This window comes from Streptomyces sp. DSM 40750 (assembly GCF_024612035.1).
Lineage (GTDB): Bacteria > Actinomycetota > Actinomycetes > Streptomycetales > Streptomycetaceae > Streptomyces.
The window spans coordinates 8,765,662-8,783,460 of sequence record NZ_CP102513.1 but is presented as its reverse complement, the minus strand read 5'-3'; the positions used below and the strand labels follow the sequence as shown (position 1 = coordinate 8,783,460).

General features: G+C 70.1%; 13 protein-coding genes and 1 pseudogene. 6 read left to right on the top strand and 8 right to left on the bottom strand.

The window, feature by feature from the left end:
* Window positions 1-279 precede the first annotated feature (279 nt).
* From JIX55_RS38885 to JIX55_RS38865, 5 genes and pseudogenes are all read right to left on the bottom strand, one after another.
* Complete coding sequence (locus tag JIX55_RS38885) at window positions 280-1,782, bottom strand: cellulose-binding domain-containing protein (protein ID WP_257567918.1); 1,503 nt, start codon at window positions 1,780-1,782, stop codon at window positions 280-282.
* Between the two features lie 216 nt (window positions 1,783-1,998).
* Window positions 1,999-3,333: a radical SAM protein gene (locus JIX55_RS38880; protein WP_257567917.1), complete on the bottom strand. Its 1,335-nt coding sequence runs from the start codon at window positions 3,331-3,333 to the stop codon at window positions 1,999-2,001.
* Between the two features lie 186 nt (window positions 3,334-3,519).
* A complete protein-coding gene (locus JIX55_RS38875) occupies window positions 3,520-3,849 on the bottom strand; it encodes a hypothetical protein (RefSeq protein ID WP_257569740.1) in 330 nt (109 codons plus the stop codon).
* Between the two features lie 189 nt (window positions 3,850-4,038).
* Window positions 4,039-4,158 (bottom strand): annotated as a pseudogene (locus JIX55_RS38870) (hypothetical protein); the annotation flags it as partial.
* Between the two features lie 131 nt (window positions 4,159-4,289).
* A complete protein-coding gene (locus tag JIX55_RS38865) occupies window positions 4,290-5,297 on the bottom strand; it encodes a hydroxyacid dehydrogenase (protein ID WP_257567916.1) in 1,008 nt (335 codons plus the stop codon).
* Window positions 5,298-5,455: 158 nt separating this feature from the next.
* On the opposite strand from JIX55_RS38865, the gene JIX55_RS38860 reads away from it, so the two are divergent.
* The 6 genes from JIX55_RS38860 to JIX55_RS38835 all read left to right on the top strand — a co-directional run bounded on the left by JIX55_RS38860 (window position 5,456) and on the right by JIX55_RS38835 (window position 14,489).
* A complete protein-coding gene (locus tag JIX55_RS38860; protein WP_257567915.1) occupies window positions 5,456-6,703 on the top strand; it encodes an FAD-binding protein in 1,248 nt (415 codons plus the stop codon).
* A gap of 191 nt (window positions 6,704-6,894) precedes the next feature.
* Complete coding sequence (locus JIX55_RS38855) at window positions 6,895-8,148, top strand: ROK family transcriptional regulator (protein WP_257567914.1); 1,254 nt, start codon at window positions 6,895-6,897, stop codon at window positions 8,146-8,148.
* 303 nt (window positions 8,149-8,451) lie between these two features.
* Window positions 8,452-9,711 carry an ABC transporter substrate-binding protein gene (locus JIX55_RS38850; protein WP_257567913.1) on the top strand — a complete coding sequence of 420 codons (1,260 nt, stop codon included), beginning with the start codon at window positions 8,452-8,454 and terminating at the stop codon, window positions 9,709-9,711.
* A gap of 23 nt (window positions 9,712-9,734) precedes the next feature.
* On the top strand, window positions 9,735-10,700 hold the full coding sequence (locus JIX55_RS38845) for a carbohydrate ABC transporter permease (RefSeq protein WP_257567912.1): 966 nt from the start codon (window positions 9,735-9,737) through the stop codon (window positions 10,698-10,700).
* Window positions 10,697-11,590 (top strand): carbohydrate ABC transporter permease, encoded by an 894-nt coding sequence (locus JIX55_RS38840; RefSeq protein ID WP_257567911.1) that lies wholly within the window; start codon window positions 10,697-10,699, stop codon window positions 11,588-11,590. The genes JIX55_RS38845 and JIX55_RS38840 overlap by 4 nt, the downstream gene beginning before the upstream one ends.
* Window positions 11,591-11,609: 19 nt before the next feature.
* Complete coding sequence (locus tag JIX55_RS38835) at window positions 11,610-14,489, top strand: glycoside hydrolase family 2 TIM barrel-domain containing protein (protein ID WP_257567910.1); 2,880 nt, start codon at window positions 11,610-11,612, stop codon at window positions 14,487-14,489.
* A 98-nt stretch (window positions 14,490-14,587) separates the two neighbouring features.
* Here the strand turns inward: JIX55_RS38835 and JIX55_RS38830 are convergent, their stop codons facing one another.
* The 3 genes from JIX55_RS38830 to JIX55_RS38820 all read right to left on the bottom strand — a co-directional run bounded on the left by JIX55_RS38830 (window position 14,588) and on the right by JIX55_RS38820 (window position 17,785).
* A complete protein-coding gene (locus JIX55_RS38830) occupies window positions 14,588-15,454 on the bottom strand; it encodes a potassium channel family protein (protein ID WP_257567909.1) in 867 nt (288 codons plus the stop codon).
* A 109-nt stretch (window positions 15,455-15,563) separates the two neighbouring features.
* Window positions 15,564-16,076, bottom strand: a complete 513-nt coding sequence (locus JIX55_RS38825; RefSeq protein WP_257567908.1) for a hypothetical protein — start codon at window positions 16,074-16,076, stop codon at window positions 15,564-15,566.
* Window positions 16,073-17,785: a PHP domain-containing protein gene (locus JIX55_RS38820; RefSeq protein ID WP_257567907.1), complete on the bottom strand. Its 1,713-nt coding sequence runs from the start codon at window positions 17,783-17,785 to the stop codon at window positions 16,073-16,075. The genes JIX55_RS38825 and JIX55_RS38820 overlap by 4 nt, the downstream gene beginning before the upstream one ends.
* Window positions 17,786-17,799: the final 14 nt, after the last annotated feature.

Sequence of the window (17,799 nt, the reverse complement as noted above, 5' to 3'; positions counted from 1 at the left end):
CTCGGCCGTGCCGCGTCACGGGAGCCGCCGGATCCACCGCGCCGAAGTGGGCACCGGCCGCCCAGGCGCCTGTCACTTCGGATGATCAGCGTCGGCAATCTCGTGTCGCAGTGCGTGGAGCTTCTTGCCGTGCAGGGCGAGGAGGTGGGTGCCGTCGGTGGCCACGTGTCACTGCGATGGGCCGCCATGATGTCCATCTCGTAGGCAGCGGCGGCCGCAAGGGCCGCCGTGCTCGGTGATCTCACCCTGGCGGGAGCACACGGCCCCCCGTCAAACGACTTAATCCGCCGTCTTGCAGTCACTCCCGTTCAAAGCGAAGTCGCGCGGTGTCGCATTGCTTTCGTCGTCCCAGGTGCCGAGGAAGCCGACGCCGAAGGTGCCGCCCGCGGCGACGGTCTTGTTGTAGTCGGCGGCGCCGGCGGTGACCTGGGAGCCGTCCTGGTCGAAGGTGCCGTCCCACATCTGGGTGACGCGCTGGCCGTCCTCGTGGGTCCAGGTGATGCGCCAGCCGTCGAGGGCCTTGGTGGAGGTGACGGTGACGGCGGCCTGGAAGCCTCCGGGCCATTCGTTGACGATCCGGTAGCGGACGTGGCAGGTGGCGTCGGACGACTCGCCGGGGTCGACCGGCTCGTGGGAGACGCGGGCGGGCGTCGAGGAGTCGCCCTGGGGCTCCTCGTTGCTGTTGCCGTCGCCACCGTCGGAACCGGTCTCCTGGGGTCGGGAGGTGCTCTGCAGTTCGGACGACACGCCGGACGGGGACTGGGTCACCGGGAACCGCGGGTCCTGCCGCACCACCGACGACTCGCCCGCGGACGCGCCGTCGGCGACGGTCTCCTCGTCGCCGAAGGGCATGAGGGAGACGGTGAGTGCCAGCACGGAGAGGAGGCCGGCTCCGACGAGCACTCCGTTGCGGCCCAGCCGGGGCCTCGGCTCCTTGCCCGGCGAGAATCCCCGGTCGGTGCCGGTGGAGTCCGCGCGGCCGGGGAGCAGTCCGGCCTCGGCGGCGCGGCGGCGGCGCTCCAGATAGGCGAGTCCGCCCCAGCCGATCACGCCGCCGGCGAGCGCGGCGGGCAGGCCGCCGCCGTGCAGGCCGAGGCAGGCCGCGGCCTCGGCGCACTCCACGCAGGTGGCGAGGTGCCGTGACAGGTCCTCGGGGGTGTCGGCGCCGGGCGAGCGGGTGACCGCGTCCAGCAGCCGGGCGTAGCTGCGGCAGTCGGCGTGCATGGGCGCGTCGTACTGGCTGCGCAGGCACCGGTCCCGGAACAGCGCCCGTACCTGGTCGAGCTCGGCCCGGGCGACCGACGGGTCGAGGCCGAGGCGGCGGGCCACGGAGGCCGGCGGCAGCGATTCGACCTCGGCCAGCCACAGCAGGGCCGCGTCGGGTTCCTGCATGTCCCGCAGGGCACGCAGGGCGAGGGGGCGGTGCAGCGGGGGGCCGGTGTAGCGGGCGGCCTTGTCCGAGTTGAGCCAGAGGCGCAGATCGGGGTCGAGCCGGTGGCCCTGTCCGTCCGTCTCCCAGGCCGCGACGCTGGTTCTGACCCAGGTCAGGAGGAACGGTATTCGGGGCAGCCGCAGGGCACGCCGCCCGGCACCGCGTTCGGTCCCCGTGTCGTTCTCCAGGGCGCGGGCCTCGTGCATGCCGTTCGTGAAGGCTTCGGTGGCCAGTTGGGTCGCCGCGGTCGAACCGGACGTGCACAGATCGGCGTACGACAGGACCGCGTCCCAGCACTCGGAGAACAGCGCGGCCTCGGCGGCGTCCTGGGGCTTCGGCAGGTCAGGCATGGGTCTCCTGCATCCACAGAGCGAGGGGGGAAGTCCGCAAAAGTGGTCAACTTCCCTCTGATTCAAGGGAGTTGGGGGGACCACCTTGCGGCTGTCCCAGAGCTTTTCACGGTTCCCACACAACTGACAAGCTGCGTCTTCAAATGCGGTTACCAGCGGTCACACACTATGGAGTTGTACGTACGCCGAGCCCGATCGACTCAACCGTCACAGGAGTTACTGTGCGGAAACCTCCTCGGCGGCTTCCTCGACGGCCGGGAGGCTGTCCATGAAGGAGCTGACGGAGAAGACGGCACGGCCGGGTCCAGGCGGGCCGTAGCCGGGCGGGGACGACAGCCCGAACTCGTCCATCGTGGCCCGGTACGCCTGCAGCAGCCGGATGTGGTACTCCAGCGGCGCGCCCTGCGGGTTGGCCTTGCCGAGCGGGGTCGTGGGCTCCGGGCACCAGGTGGTGAAGCGGGGCGTGATGCCGTGCGACATGAAGAAACGCAGGCCCTCGGTGGTCGACTCGATGGCCTCGTCGACCGTGGTGAACCCGAACGGCTCGGCCATCTCCACGCCCGCCACGAAGTTGGGGATCACGTTGCGCGCGCCGAAGACACCCGCCGAGTCCAGGATCCGCTTGTGCCACTCGTCGCGGCCGACGTAGCGCTCCTTGCCGGGGCAGTACATCTTGAAGAGGTACTCGTCCCACACCTCGTAGTTGGGGTGATAGATCTTCACGCCGTAGTCGTGGAAACGCTTGACGTCGTCCAGGGGCAGCGCCTGGGCGACGACCTTGCCGATCCAGCGGTCCGGGAAGCGCTCTTCGATGGCCTTGGCGTAGTGGCCGTAGAAGTCGGCCTCGTCCCGGCCCGCGACCGTCTTGGTGATGGCGCCGCCGGTGAGCGTGTACGCGGTGGACGTCTTCGCCGTGTCGTACCGGTCGATGATCTCCAGCGCCTCCAGGACCTCGTCGACGTCCTTCACGCCCGTGTACGGCCGACCCGCCGCCTTGTGCTGGCGCCAGTTGTGGTTGATGTCGCAGTACTGGCACTCCTCCTTCGCGCCGAAGTACTGGCAGACGCGGAAGACGGTGAGGTAGATGAGGTAGCCCCACTGGATGGTCGGGGCCACCTCCATCACGGACTTCCCGTTGGAGAGCGTGTGCCGGTAGTACTCCGGCATGGGCGGGACGCCGACGTCCGCGATGCGACTGCCGTCGAGATAGAGGCCGAGGATGCCTTCCTCGTCGGCGGCCACGCGGTAGGGCGAGGACGGGTTGACCCGTACGGAGACGACCGTGCGCCGCAGGTCGTACGGGCCGCCGGTGAGGATGATCTCCTCCGGCGGGCGGCGCAGGGCGGCCTCGCCGAGTTCGGGGAGGGTGCCGTGGTCGAAGGAGAAGATGAAGTACGACTTCGGCTTGACCTCGCCCTTCTCGTTGTCGCTCAGGGCGGAGGCGTCGAAGGCCAGGCCGCCCCTGAGCAGGTCCTCCTTGAAGACGGCTTCGCGTGGCACGTGCGGGAACCTCTCCATCAGGTCCTCCACCAGTGCGGTGCGGCTGCCCATCCCGTTCTCCTCGCTCCCGACGTCACGTAGGGGGTCGTCCGTCGTTCGTGTTCAGCTCCTCACGGTATGCCTCCGGTGGGGCGGGGGTGGGAGCGGGGGCCCTGAGCGGGTCTTTTTCGCCCCCGCATCGCACATTTCCCGCGCCCTGAAGGGGTGCGGCCGGCTCCTAAAGGGTCGCGGTCAGCTTCACCCCGGCAGTTCCGCGTCGCCCGTTACCGCCACCCCCGCGTGAACCCCGTACGGGAACGGCGTGAACAGGGTCGACGCCGTCTCCCAGGCTCGGCCGTCCGGGGAGAGCTGGGCGTGGATGTGGTGGGTGGAGGCGTCGCGGAGGAGGCGTAGGTAGGGCGTGGCGGCAAGGTTGTGGCCGGTGAGCGAACGCGTCAGGGGCGAGCGGAGCCCGTCCTGCCAGTCGTGACGGCTGTCCCTGGTCCGGTTGTGGAAGGCGAACGTTCCTTCCGCGTCCACGCCGAAGTACACATGCCGTGTGTCGGCCGTCAGGCGGTCGCGGAGCATCAGGCCGGTCAGTGGGCCCCGTCCAGAGCGGCGCTGATCGGCGTGGTCAGCCGGTCGAGTTGGTCGGCCTGGAGCTGGTGGATGTAGGGCTGGCCGTTCAGGACCGGGATGCTGACGGACAGGGCGCGGGCGGCCGGCGGAGACGATGGCAGGACTCGCTTGGCGCTGACCGTTGATGATGCGGGAGAGCATCGACGGGGAGACGTTGGCGCGGCGTCCGAGTTCCCTGAGGGAGTAGCCGCGCAGGGCGCTCACTTCTTCGATGCGCGCCCCGATTCCGCCGGTGTCCCGGCGAGTTGGGTGTGGCATGCTGAACTTGGTTCTGGCCTGGACACTCAGAACGGTACGCCGATCGGCCCCCGCAGGCAGTGGGGGCCGTCGTGCTGTTGACGGTCCCTCTCCCGGGCACGGGGTGCCTCGCACTCGCCGTCAGTCGCGCGTCACGCGGTGTGCTCCAGCGCCGCCCGGTCGAGGGCATGCGCCAACTCCGCCCCGGCCACCAGTCGTTTCGCCTCCTCCGTGACCGCGAGGCCGAGGCGGGCGACCTCGTTGCCCTGGGAGCCGGCGAGGTGCGGGGTGACGAAGGCGTTCGGGAGGTCGAGGAGCGGGGAGTCGGCGGGCAGCGGCTCGGGATCGGTGACGTCGAGGATCGCGGAGAGGCGGCCGGCTCGCAGTTCGTCGATCAGGGCGTCGTGGTCGACGAGCGCGCCGCGTGCGGTGTTGATGAGGACGGCCCCGTCGGGCATGAGGGAGAGCGCCCGGCGGTCGAGCAGCCGGTGGGTCTCGGGGGTGTCCGGGGCGTGCACGGTGACGATGTCGGAGGTGCGCAGGAGGTCGTCCAGCGGCAGCAGGGGTACGCCGAGGGCGGCGGCCCCGGCCTCGTCGACGTACGGGTCGGTGAGGCTGACCCGCAGGTCGAAGGGGCGGAGCAGTTCGATGACCCGGCGGCCGATGCGGGAGGCGCCGATGACACCGACGCGGCGGCCGTGGTTGCCGATGCCGGGGACGAACCCCCAGCCGGGGGAGACGCGTTCGGCCCGGAGGCGGTCGCGGCGACCGAGGATGTCCTTGCCGGCGAGCAGGATCATGGCGAGCGTGTACTCGGCGACGGGCAGGGCGTTCGCGGCGGCGGCCGTGGAGACGGCGATGCCCCGCTCCCAGACGGCGGGGGCCAGGAATCCCTTCACCGAGCCCGCCGAGTGCAGCACCGCGCGCAGCTTGGGCGCCGCGTCCAGTACCGCCTCGTCGATCCGGGGGCAGCCCCATCCGGTGACCAGCACCTCGACCTCGGCCAGCGCCTCCCGCACCCGGGGACCGGTGAAGTCCTCGGCGATCAGAGCGGGATCGATTTCCACGGTCTCGCGCAGGCGGGACAGTACATCCTGCGGGAAGATCCGGGGAACGTTCTCGGCCGTCATGGCGAACAGTGCGAGGGGACGCTCTGGCAAGGAAGGACCTTCCGAGAGGTGGGGTGACAGCAACCGCTCTCTACGGTAGGCAGGGGCTCGCGAGGCGGTCAATGGACGGACGGGGAGGATGGCCCGGACGGCTGGGGCCTGTCCGCCGGACGGATCCCCTGGCCCGCGGATCGTGGAGGACACCGAGCATGACGACGGAGACCCTGACCAACTGGGCCCGGAACATCACGTACACCGCCAAGGAGCTGCACCGGCCGCGCTCCGTGGACGCGCTGCGGACCCTGGTCGCGGGCAGCGAGAGGGTGCGCGTACTGGGCAGCGGGCACTCGTTCAACGAGATCGCGGAGCCCGGCCCCGAGGGTGTCCTGCTCTCCCTGACCGGGCTGCCGCCGACGATCGAGGTGGACACGGCGGCCCGTACGGTACGGGTCGGGGGCGGAGTCCGGTACGCGGAGCTGGCCCGCGCGGTGCACGCCCAAGGTCTCGCCCTGCACAACATGGCCTCCCTCCCGCACATCTCCGTGGCGGGCTCGGTGGCCACCGGAACCCATGGTTCGGGCGACGGCAACGGGCCGCTCGCGGCGGCCGTGCGCGAGGTGGAGCTGGTCACGGCGGACGGTACGACGGTGACGCTCGCCCGGGGCGACGACCGCTTCGGCGGTGCGGTCACCTCGCTCGGCGCCCTCGGCGTGGTCACCGCGCTCACCCTCGACCTGGAACCGGCCTTCGAGGTGAGCCAGCACGTTTTCGGCCAACTCCCCCTGGCGGGACTGGACTTCGCCGCTGTGTCGGCGTCGGCGTACAGCGTGAGTCTCTTCACCCGCTGGCGGAACTCCGGCTTCGACCAGGCCTGGGTCAAGCAGCGCACCGACCGGCCGGCGCCGGACTTCTCGTGGGCCGCGCCGGCGGATCGGGCGATGCATCCGGTGCCGGGGATGCCGGCGGTGAACTGCACCGAGCAGTTCGGGGTGCCCGGTCCCTGGCACGAGCGGCTGCCGCACTTCCGGGCGGAGTTCACGCCGAGCAGCGGGGACGAGCTGCAGTCGGAGTATCTGCTGCCGCGCCCGTTCGCCGTGGACGCCCTGCACGCGCTCGACGAGATCCGGCACGCCGTGGCGCCGGTGCTGCAGGTCTGCGAGGTCCGCACCATGGCCGCCGACGAGCAGTGGCTCAGCCCCGCCCACGGGCGGGACACGGTCGCGCTGCACTTCACGTGGATCGCGGACGCGGCGCCCGTGCTGCCGGTGGTGCGGCGGGTCGAGGAGGTGCTCGCGCCGTTCGAGGCGCGGCCGCACTGGGGCAAGGTGTTCACGGTTCCGGCGGTGGCACTCCGGGGCCTGTACCCACGACTGGGTGATTTCCGGGTGCTGGCCGACGCGCTGGATCCGGCGGGCAAGTTCCGCAACGCGTTCGTCAGGAGAGTCCTCGACGCCTGACGGTGACCGGAGTGCGAGGCTCCTACCTGGGCTCCTGGCGTCCCATCGGTCTTCGGCCACGGATCCTCGCTCATCGGGGGACTTTGTAAACCCCCTTTCCTAACCCCTTGTCGAAAGTCCCCGCGCGCCATAGCCTGGCGCCGCGCCGGGGCAGCAGGCCTCGTCATGGCCTGGAGGGATCGAGGGGATTCATGTCGTCGGTGAAGCGCACCTCACGCGACATTCGCACCGCGAACCGTTACGAGGTGCTGCGCCAGATCATCGCCAAGTCTCCCACCTCCCGGCAGGAGCTGGCGGCGGCCACCGGGCTGAGCCTGGCCACGGTCGCCACGCTCGTCGGTGAGCTGCTCGACCTCCGCATGATCACGGAGGTCGGGTTCGAGGACTCGGCGGGGGGCCGCCCCCGCGGACTCGTGGCCGTCAACGCGTCGGGGGGCGCGTTGATCGGCGTCGACATCGCGGAGACGTACGTCCATGTCGAGCTGTTCGACCTCGCGCTGAACGTCCTGGCCCGTGCCGAGGAGGACGTCCGCGCCGGTGAGAGCCTTCCGGAGCAGATGGTCGGCCATGTCGCCGCCGCCGTGGGCTCGGTGGTCGCGCAGGCCGGCATCGAGGGCGCCCGGGTGCTCGGCGTCGGCGTGAGCGTGCCGGGGCAGGTGGACCGCGCCACCGGCATCTCGGAGTACGCGCCCAACTGGGACTGGCACGACGTGCCGCTGCTCGACCTGCTCACCGAGCACATCGCCTACCCCCTGTACCTGGACAACCCGTTGCGTGCCGTCGCGGTGGCCGAGCTGTGGTTCGGGGCCGCGCGCGGACGCGGGGACGCCGTGGTGGTCAACCTCGGGACCGGGGTGGGCGCCGGGCTGGTCCTGGGCGGTGGGCTGCACCGGGGGGTGAGCAACAGCGCCGGGGAGTGGGGCCACACCACGATCGTCCTGGACGGCCGGCTGTGCCACTGCGGCAACCACGGCTGCGTGGAGACGTATGTGGGTGCCCCCGGGATCATGCTGAACCTCCGGGAGCTGAGCCCACGCAGCACGCTGCTGCACCCGGAGGACCAGACGGCCACCATCGCCGCGCTCGCCCAGGGGGCGGCCCGGCAGGACCCGGTGGCGGTCAAGGTGGTGCGGGACACCGCGCGCTACCTCGGCGCGGGCATCGCCGACCTGGTCAACCTGTTCAATCCCGAAGTGGTCGTGCTCAGCAGCTGGGTCGCGGCCGCCCTCGGTGAGCCCCTGGTCGCGGAGGTGCGCGAGGCCGTCGCCCGGCACGCGCTGCCGCGGCCGATGGCCGCCACCGAGATCGTCCTCTCCCTGATCCCCACCGATCCGGCGTGCCTGGGCGCGGCGACGTTCGCGCTCGAAGGGGCGCTCCAGTCGGTCGGACAGAGGTCCGTGAAACGCACCGTTCCGGCAAGGAGCCGTAGCGCACCGCCCTCATGACGACGGAAGGGATGCACGTCTCAGGCCGATCAGGCCTGGTCACCGCAGTGGTCCCCCATGAGCCGAGGGCCGCCGGACCCTGACCCGGCGGCCCTCACCCCCTTCACCAAACCCTTTGCGCCGCACGGACGTTCGGAACACCGAACCGAATACAACGCTTCGAACAGACTTCGTCCAACCCCTTGCCGAAGGCTTAGCCGAAGGTTTAACGTCCCGCACCGCAAGCCCCTTTGAGCCAACTGGCACTGAGCCGCCGAGCCAGAGGCGCAGAGCCGCAGCCGTACTCGAGACAAGGACGTCAGCATGTCGGCAATGAGCAACAGCAACTGGGACCGCCGCTCCGTACTGCGAGCCGCGATGGGCCTGGCCGCCGCCGGCGGACTGGCCGCGTGCGGCAGCAACACCGGCCGTAGCAGCGGCGGGGGCGCCGGTCTCACGCAGTACTTCCACGCGTACGGCGAGGCCGGGACCGAGCAGGCGATCAAGAAGTACGCGGCCGCCTACAAGGAGACCAAGGTGACCACGCAGTGGATCACCGGCTCCAACTTCGAGAGCAAGCTCTTCGCCTCGCTGCTCACGGACAAGGCCCCCGACTGCTTCGAGTTCCACCCGCAGCTGCAGATGATCGAGAGCGGCCAGGTCGCGGACCTGACCGACCTGATCGACCCGGTCAAGGACGACTTCAACCCGGCCGACATCGCCTCGCACACGGTCGACGGCAAGATATACGGCATCCGGATGATCGACGACCCGCAGTTCTTCTTCTACCGCAAGTCGATGTTCGAGAAGGCCGGCGTCGAGGTTCCGCAGACGCTGGAGGAGCTGCTCGAGGCCGCCGCCAAGCTGACCACGGACAAGGTCAAGGGCGCCTACCTCGGCAACACCCTGCACTCGATGGTCAACCCGCTGATCTGGTCGGCGGGCGCCCAGCACCTCGACGACAAGAACCAGATCGCGTACCACACGGACGCGGTCGTCGACGGCTTCAAGCAGCTGCGCAAGCTGTTCACCAGCGGTGACCTGCTGCTCGACGCCCCCACCGACTTCTGGGACCCGTCCGCGCTCAACCAGGGCCTGACCGCCATGCAGTGGTGCGGCATGTGGGCGATGCCGCAGATGCAGGAGGCACTCGGCGACGACCTCGGCATCTTCCCGTTCCCGAAGGTCGGCGACGCCGGCAAGCTCTCGGTCTACAACGGCGGCTGGTCGATGTTCGTCAACGCCAAGAGCAAGAACCTCGAAGCCACCAAGGAATACGTGAAGTGGCTGTGGATCGACCAGAAGGAGTACCAGGAGGACTGGGCGCTCTCCTACGGCTTCCACATCCCGCCGCGCACGTCGATCGCGGAGTCGGCCGACAAGCTGAAGTCGGGTCTGCCCGCTGAGGGCGTCAAGCTCTTCAACGAGTACGGCAACTTCGACAACATCGGCTGGACGCAGGCCAGCATCACCGCTCTGGAGGACGTCCTCGCCAACTCCGTCCGCAAGGACGGCGACCCGGAAGCGGAGCTCACCAAGGCCGACGCGAAGGTCAACCGCGAGCTCAAGAAGCTCTTCGGATAGGTCGGCGGACAGGTACTCACGACATGTCGACCATCACCAAGGACGGCGTCTCCAGCCCCGCCCCGGCGAAGGCCTCCCCGGCCAAGCCGCGGCGGGGGCTGTGGGGCTCCCCCACGTTCAACTTCTGGCTCTTCACCGGGCCGTTCCTCATCGGCCTGGCGATCTTCGTCTATCTGCCGATCCTGTGGAGCCTGTATCTGTCGTTCTTCGAGGCCCGCTTCACGGTCACGCCGAGCGAGTTCGTCGGCCTCGACAACTACGTGACGATGCTGACCGACGAGGAGTTCATCCGGTCCCTCGTCACCTTCTCGCTCTTCGCCCTCTTCATCGTGCCGCTGACCTGGGGAACCTCGCTGGGGCTCGCGCTGATGGTGAACCGGCTGCGGTTCATGCGGGCGTTCTTCCGGTCGGTGTTCTTCCTGCCGACGGCGGTCAGCTATGTCGCCGCCTCGCTGGTCTGGAAGATGTCCATCTTCAACGGTGTCCGCTTCGGTCTCGCGAACACCTTCCTGGGCCTCTTCGGCGTCGACAACACCGCCTGGCTGGCCAGCCCCGACCCGCCGTGGTACTGGCTGGTCATCCTGACCGTACGCCTCTGGCTCCAGGCCGGCTTCTACATGATCCTCTTCATCGCGGCCCTGCAGAACATCCCGCAGGAGCTGTACGAGGCCGCCTCCATCGACGGCGCGAAGCCGGGCTGGCAGACGTTCTGGCACATCACCCTGCCGCAGCTGCGGGCGACCTCCACCGCCGTGATCCTGCTGCTGCTCGTGGCCGCGTACCAGGCCTTCGACGAGTTCTTCAACCTGTTGAACAAGACCACGTGGGGCAGACCGCCGCTGGTCGAGCTGTACTACAAGGCCCTCGGTGAGAGCCAGGACTACGGCGCGGGCAGCGCGGGTGCGCTGATCCTCACCGTACTGATCTGCCTCGTGACCCTGCTCCAGGGCAAGTTCCTGGGATTCGGAAGGGGTGAGGAGTCCAAGTGACCACCACCACGACACCTCCGGCGGACCGGGTGGACGCGTCGGCCAAGCCGCGTCGCGTCCGGACCGGCAGCGTGATCGGCTCGACCGGTCTCTATCTCGCCACCGGCTTCGCCGCGCTCCTCTTCCTCATCCCCTTCTATCTGATCGTCCGCAACGCGCTGATGACGGACCCGGAGATCACGGGCGAGGAATGGAAGTGGTTCCCCACCGACATCCAGTGGGGCAACATCAGCGAGCCGTTCGACGACCCGTCGGTCGACTTCGCGCGCTCGCTGTGGAACTCGGCGGTCATCGGTGTCCTGCACACCGTCGGCACACTGCTGGTCTGCTCGATGGCCGGCTACGGCCTGACCCGCATCCCGTACAAGCACGCCAACAAGGTCTTCTACGCGGTCCTGGGCACCCTGATGGTCCCCACCGCGGTCACCTTCGTGCCCAGCTTCGTGCTGGTCTCCTCGCTCGGCTGGATCGACACGTATCGCGGTCTCATCATTCCGGGCCTCTTCAGTGGTTTCACATGCTTCCTGTTCCGGCAGTACTTCCTGGGGTTCCCCAAGGAGCTGGAGGAGGCGGCGCGCGTGGACGGGCTCGGTTACATGGGCGCGTACTGGCGGGTCGTCGTGCCCAACTCGCTGAACTTCTTCGCCGCGATGGCGACGATCACGTTCATCAGCGGGTGGAACTCCTTCCTGTGGCCCCTGGTCATCGGTCAGGACCCGAGCGCGTGGACCGTCCAGGTCGCGCTCTCGAACTACATGACCGGCCAGACCGTCAACTTCCACCTGATCTTCATGGCCACGGCCATTTCGATCCTGCCCCTGGTGTTCGTGTTCCTCTTCCTCCAGCGCTGGCTGGTGCAGGGCATCGCGCAGACCGGCATCAAGGGCTAGGAAATCAGCAAGGAGACCGATGTCTTTCCGCACCACCGCCACCTCCGTCGACTACGTCGAGGACGTGTCACCGGGCAGCGGGGCCCTCCCGCCCCGCGCCTGGTACGCGTCCTCCGACGCCAAGTCCCTCTCTCTGAACGGCAGCTGGAGTTTCCGGCTGTCCCCCACCGCCGATGCCGAGGACGACTCGTTCGCGGCGGAGGGGTACGACGCCGGGGGCTGGGCCGAGGTGGCCGTGCCGGGCCACTGGGTGCTGCAGGGCGACGGGGCCTTCGGGGCGCCGATCTACACCAACCATCTGTACCCCTTCCCGGTGGACCCGCCGAGGGTGCCGACGGAGAACCCGACCGGCGACCATCTGCGGTACTTCGACCTGCCGGAGGGGTGGCCCGCTCTCTCCGAGGGCGGGGCGGTGCTCCGCTTCGACGGCGTGGAGTCCTGCGCCCGGGTGTGGCTGAACGGCACGGACATCGGTGAGTTCAAGGGCTCCCGGCTGCCCCACGAGTTCACGGTCGGGCACCTGCTGAAGCCGGCCGGCAATGTGCTCGCCGTCCGGGTGCACCAGTGGTCGGCGGGCTCCTACCTGGAGGACCAGGACCAGTGGTGGCTGCCCGGCATCTTCCGGGACGTCACCCTGCTGCACCGCCCGGCGGGCAGCGCCCTCGACTTCTTCGTGCACGCCTCGTACGACCACGTCGGCGGCATCGGGACCCTGCGCGTCGACTCCGACGTCGACGGCCGGGTCCTCGTGCCCGCCCTGGACATCGATGTCGAGACGGGCGAGTCGGTGACCGTGCCGGTCGAGCCGTGGACGGCCGAGACGCCCAGGCTGTACGCCGGTGAGCTGGTGACCGAGGGCGAGCGGGTCCCGCTGCGGATCGGTTTCCGTACGGTCGTGCTGGAGGACGGCCTGCTCAAGGTCAACGGCAGGGCGATCCTCTTCAAGGGCGTCAACCGCCACGAGTGGCACCCGGAGAAGGGACGCGCCCTCGACCTGGAGACCATGCGCGAGGACGTGCTGCTGATGAAGCGGCACAACCTCAACGCCGTGCGCACCTCGCACTACCCGCCGCACCCGGCCTTTCTCGACCTGTGCGACGAGTACGGCCTCTGGGTGATCGACGAGTGCGACCTGGAGACCCACGGCTTCACCGAGCAGGCGTGGCGGGACAACCCCGTCGACGACGACCGCTGGACCCCGGCCCTCCTGGACCGCGCGGCCCGCATGGTCGAGCGCGACAAGAACCACCCCTCGGTGGTCATCTGGTCCCTCGGCAACGAGGCCGGCACCGGCCGCGGCCTCACCGCCATGGCCGAGTGGATCCACGGCCGCGACGGCTCGCGCCTCGTGCACTACGAGGGCGACTGGGACTGCCGCGACACCGACATCTACTCCCGTATGTACGCCGACCACGCCGAGGTCGAGCGCATCGGCCAGGGCCTGGACGGCGGCACCCACAAGCGCCGTGGGCTCCCCTTCATCCAGTGCGAGTACGGCCACGCCATGGGCAACGGTCCCGGCGGCCTCGCCGACTACCAGCGGATCTTCGAGGCGCACGAACGCCTCCAGGGCGGCTTCATCTGGGAGTGGATCGACCACGGCGTCAAGCACCCGGAGCTGGGCTTCGCCTATGGCGGCGACTTCGGCGAGGAGCTGCACGACGGCAACTTCGTCTGCGACGGGCTGGTCTTCCCGGACCGCACACCCTCCCCCGGTCTGGTCGAGTTCAAGAAGGTCATCGAGCCCGTCCGCATCGAGGGCGACGGCTCGGACGGGACCGTACGGGTGCGGAACGCGTACGACTTCGCCGACCTCTCCGCGCTGGCCTTCGAGTGGTCGTACCAGGTCGACGGCAAGACCGTCGAGGCGGGCGCCCTGTCGGTGCCTTCCCTGAAGCCGGGCGAGTCGGCCGAGGTGAAGCTGCCGCAGCCCCCGTCCGGCGGACCGGCCGGCGAGGGGCTGTGGACGGTGCGGGCTCTGTTGGCCGAGGACACGGCCTGGGGCAAGAAGGACCACCAGGTGGCTTGGGCCCAACTCCCGGTCGTGGAGCGTCCGTTGCCGACCGTGGTGCCGGGTGACGGTCCCACGGCGAGCGAGCGGCTGATCTACCTGGGCCCGGCCTCCTTCGATGCCCGCACCGGCGCCCTGAAGACCATCGGCGGCCTCGATGTGACCGGCCTGCGCCTGGATGTGTGGCGGGCGCCGACGGACAACGACAACGGGGCGCCCTGGCAGCCGGACCTGCGGTACGGCCTGCTGTGGCGCAAGTTCGGCTTCCACCGGATGCAGCACCGGCTGGACGACGTCGAGCTGGGTTCGGACGCGCTCACCGTACGGACCCGGGTGGCGCCGGCCGCCTGGGAGATCGGCCTGCGCACGACGTACCGGTGGACCTCCGACGGGAAGCGGCTGAAGCTGACCGTGTCGGTGGACCCGGAGGGCGACTGGACCGTTCCACTGCCGAGGCTCGGCATCCGCTTCGGCCTGGCGTCCGCGGACGCGGTGAAGTGGTACGGCGGCGGCCCCGGCGAGGGCTACCCCGACACCAAGTCCGCGTCCATGCTGGGCCGTTGGCACTCCACGGTCGACGAACTCCAGACGCCGTACGTCCGCCCGCAGGAGAACGGCGCCCGCCCCGACGTCCGTTGGGCGGAGCTGGGTGGCCTGCGGATCGACGCCGACCCGGAGTTCTGGTTCACCGCCCGGCGCTGGACGAGCGAACAGCTCGACGCCGCCGAGCATCTGACCGATCTTCAGGCCGATGACACGGTGTGGGTCAACCTCGACCACGGGCAGATGGGCATCGGCTCCCAGTCGTGCGGGCCGGGGGCGCTGCCGCAGTACCACCTGCCGGCCGGGCCGACGGAGTTCTCGTTCGTCTTCTCCGAGATCGGCTGAACCGGCGGGCGCGCGAAGGCTGCCGCACGGCGGCCTTCGCGCGCCCGCCGACGACGGACCGTACCGGCGTCCCGGTCACCGGAGGCGGTCGGCGGGTCTCAGCCGCCGCCGTGGTCGCGGGCGTAGGCGCCGAGTACGTACCGCCAGTCCCCGCCCGAGTGCAGGAAGCGCTCGTCGAGGACGGTGGCGAGGTCGTCGAGTGCGGCGGTGAGGACGCTGGAGGAGATCAGGGCGCCCGGATGCTGTGCCCGTCGTGTCCGTTCGGTGAGTTCGGCGGCGTAACCGATGCTCGGCGCCAGCGCGGTGTCGCCGAGTCCGTCGTGGAAGTAGTAGGACTCCGGGTACTGGGCGAAGTCCACGCTCACGCGGGCGATCTCGGCGGCCAGGCCGTCCAGCACGGCCGCTCCCGCGGCGGAGTCCAGTTGTTCGGTGGTCAGTCCGGCGCCGCGCAGATGGCAGATGCGCAGCGCCAGCGTCCGGCGCCGGGCCAGTGCGGGAAAGATGCCGAGGACCCACGTGACGGTGGCGGTCAGCAGCGTGAATCCGACCAGTGCCTCAAGAGGCGCCACGACTCGCAGCCAGCCCTCCGCCGGTGCGATGTCACCGAGTCCGAGGGTGCCCAGGATCACCAGGGAGATGTAGAGGGCGTCCACCGGTCGGGAGTGCTCTGTCGGCTCCAGGTCGCTCGAGAAGACGAACCCCTCCGGCATGTGCGGCCAGTAGACCACCGCCCAGCCCACGGCCACGCCGCAGGTCCACATCGCCACCACGCAGGCCATGCCGAGCGGTCCGGCGACTCCCGCGGCCCTCGCGCGGGGGCTGGTGCGGGAGGACAGGCGCCACAGCGCCGTCATGACGATCCGGCTCAGCCCTCCATGGCGGGTCGGGTGCCACAGCGTGTGGAACACGTCCCGCAGGATGATCATCACCACCGCCGCGCCGACCAGTGAGATCAGCCCGTCCATGCGTCGTCCTCCTCAGCCACACCGGTACCGGACCCAGCATGGTCCCGACCGGGCACCGGGCCGAGTACATCCGACGGTGCCCGGCGCGGCGCGAGGTGACCGGAGGTGCTCAGTGGTCAGCGCAGCACGGCGTGGGATCGGGCACCTCGAAGGGGACGAGGGTGCCGCCCACGGCCGGCATGGCGGTCAGGACGAGATCGCCGTCCTGCCATTGCGGGCGTACGTGATCCCTTGTCAGCAGTTCTGTCTCCGGCGCCGGTCGGGTGGATGTCCCGAGGACCGTCACGCGGTCGATCGCCGAGCGCGCCAGCACGTCCGCGACCGTCAGCGTGCCGGTGAGGGAGGTGACCCCCGGGTAGACCACCGCCCGGCCCGCCGCGTCGGGCGCGCCGGGCGACAGGTCGTGGCCCCGGTCGGTGAGCCGCTCCCGGGCGGTGCGCAGGAGCGGCTCGGACGGCAGCGCGAGGGACAGGACGACGCGTGGCCGGTCTCCGCGGACCAGGTGTGTGCAGCCGAACACGCCCTCGGGGAGGGCGAGTTCGGCGGCCAGCGTGTGGAGCAGGTGGTCGGCCGCGCGCAGGTCCCTGACCCCGGCGTCCACGGTGAGGGCGTACGGCGTCATGCGGGCAGGACCCACACCGGGTTGGAGTAGAACCACAGGTCGCGCCACGGGTCGGCGTCGCCGACGACGTCGATGGCGGGGCCCGCCGGGTCGACCGCCGCGCCCATCGGGCCGACGGCGGAGCGGTTGCCGTCGCTGCCGCGCAGGCGGACGTAGAGCGGGCGGTCCACCTTGCCGAGTTCGTAGGTGAGCCGGACCGTGCCGGTGGACTTGTTCACCTCGTAGGACTTCACGACCTTCGCGGTCGGGGCGGTGAAGGTGTCCTTGTCGGCGGGCGTGCCCGTCACATCGCCCTGGATGACGTCGACGCGGGCCAGCTTCGGTACGAATCCCGCCCAGTTGGGTCCGTCGGCCAGTGCCACGTCGACGGTCAGGGTGACCTTGGTGCCCTTCTTGACGTGCAGGGCGCCGCCGAGGGTGGCCCAGCGGCTGCCGCCGGAGAGGCGGACGTCGAGGCCGCTGACGATCTGGCCGTGGTCGACCCAGACGCGGCCGGCGCGGATGCCGTCCATGACGGCGGCGTAGGAGAAGCCGTCGGCGCCGACGTGGGTGCGGCTGTACTGGCCGGGCCAGTAGTCGCCCTGGGTGATGTCGATCTTCCCGCCGTAGACGGGGTCGGTGTGCCTGCCGTTGGCCGCGTAGTCGCTGTCCGGGCCGCCGCGCACGGCGGTGTCGCCGTAGACCTGGTGGGAGTCGGAGTTGGCGGTGATCCACCAGGGCTTGCCCTCGGCGAGGAGGCTGTCCCACAGGCCGCCGACGGTGGCGGTCATCCAGTCGAAGCCGCCCCAGGTGCGGTAGCTCTCCAGGGGATAACCGGCGAAGGAGTTGGCGCTGGGGTTGTTGTCGTAGATGCCGCGGGCGCGGGCCATGCCGAGGGGTGCGGGGAGACCGGCGGCCTGGTGGCCGGGGGCGCCCTCGAAGCCGACGGCTATCCGGTGGCTCGCGCCGGTCGCGTCGCGCCAGCCGCGGATCTCGTGCGGGGAGTCGACACCGCGGCGCGCCGGGTGGTTGGCGAGCATCAGGGCGTCCTTGACCTTGCGGCGCCGGACCTGCTCGGCGAGGAAGTTGAGGCCGGCGACGGCGAGCGCCTCGTTGGCGGGCGTCGAGTCGGAGGCGCCCTTCACGCTGCCGTCGTAGTCGGTCTCGAACTGCTTGAGGACGGCGACCTCGTTCTTGCCGGGGTGCACGAAGACCGTGCCGTGCTCGGCGGCCGGGATGTTCCACTCCAGGCCCTGGAAGACGAGGGTGTCCTGGTACGCGGTCCGGGCCTCCTTGATGTCCGGGTTGACCTTCTCGACGCCGATCTTGGCGTGGGTCGCGTTGCCGTGGTCGGTGATGACCATCCAGTCCATGCCGTGCTTGGCGCCCTGGCGGACCTGGTCGACGACGCGGTACTTGCCGTCGTTGCTGTACTGGGTGTGGATGTGGTGGTCGCCGGCCAGCCAGAGGAAGCCGCCGCGCTTACGGCTGTTCGGGGCGGCGTAGGAGGGGGCGGTGGCCGCCGCCTGGCCGAGGACGCTCGCGGCGGTCAGGCCCGCGCCGAGGAGGCCGGCGCGGCGCAGCAGGGTGCGGCGGGACTGCTGTTCGGGGGTCAGCGCCTCGTCGGGCACGGAGGTGTCGAAGGCCGCGGGGAGAGCGGCCCCCGCCTCGTGCCCGTGCTCGTGGTCGTGTCCGTGGTGGTGATGACCGTGTGCGTGCCCGTGTCCCATGAAACGCCTCCTGG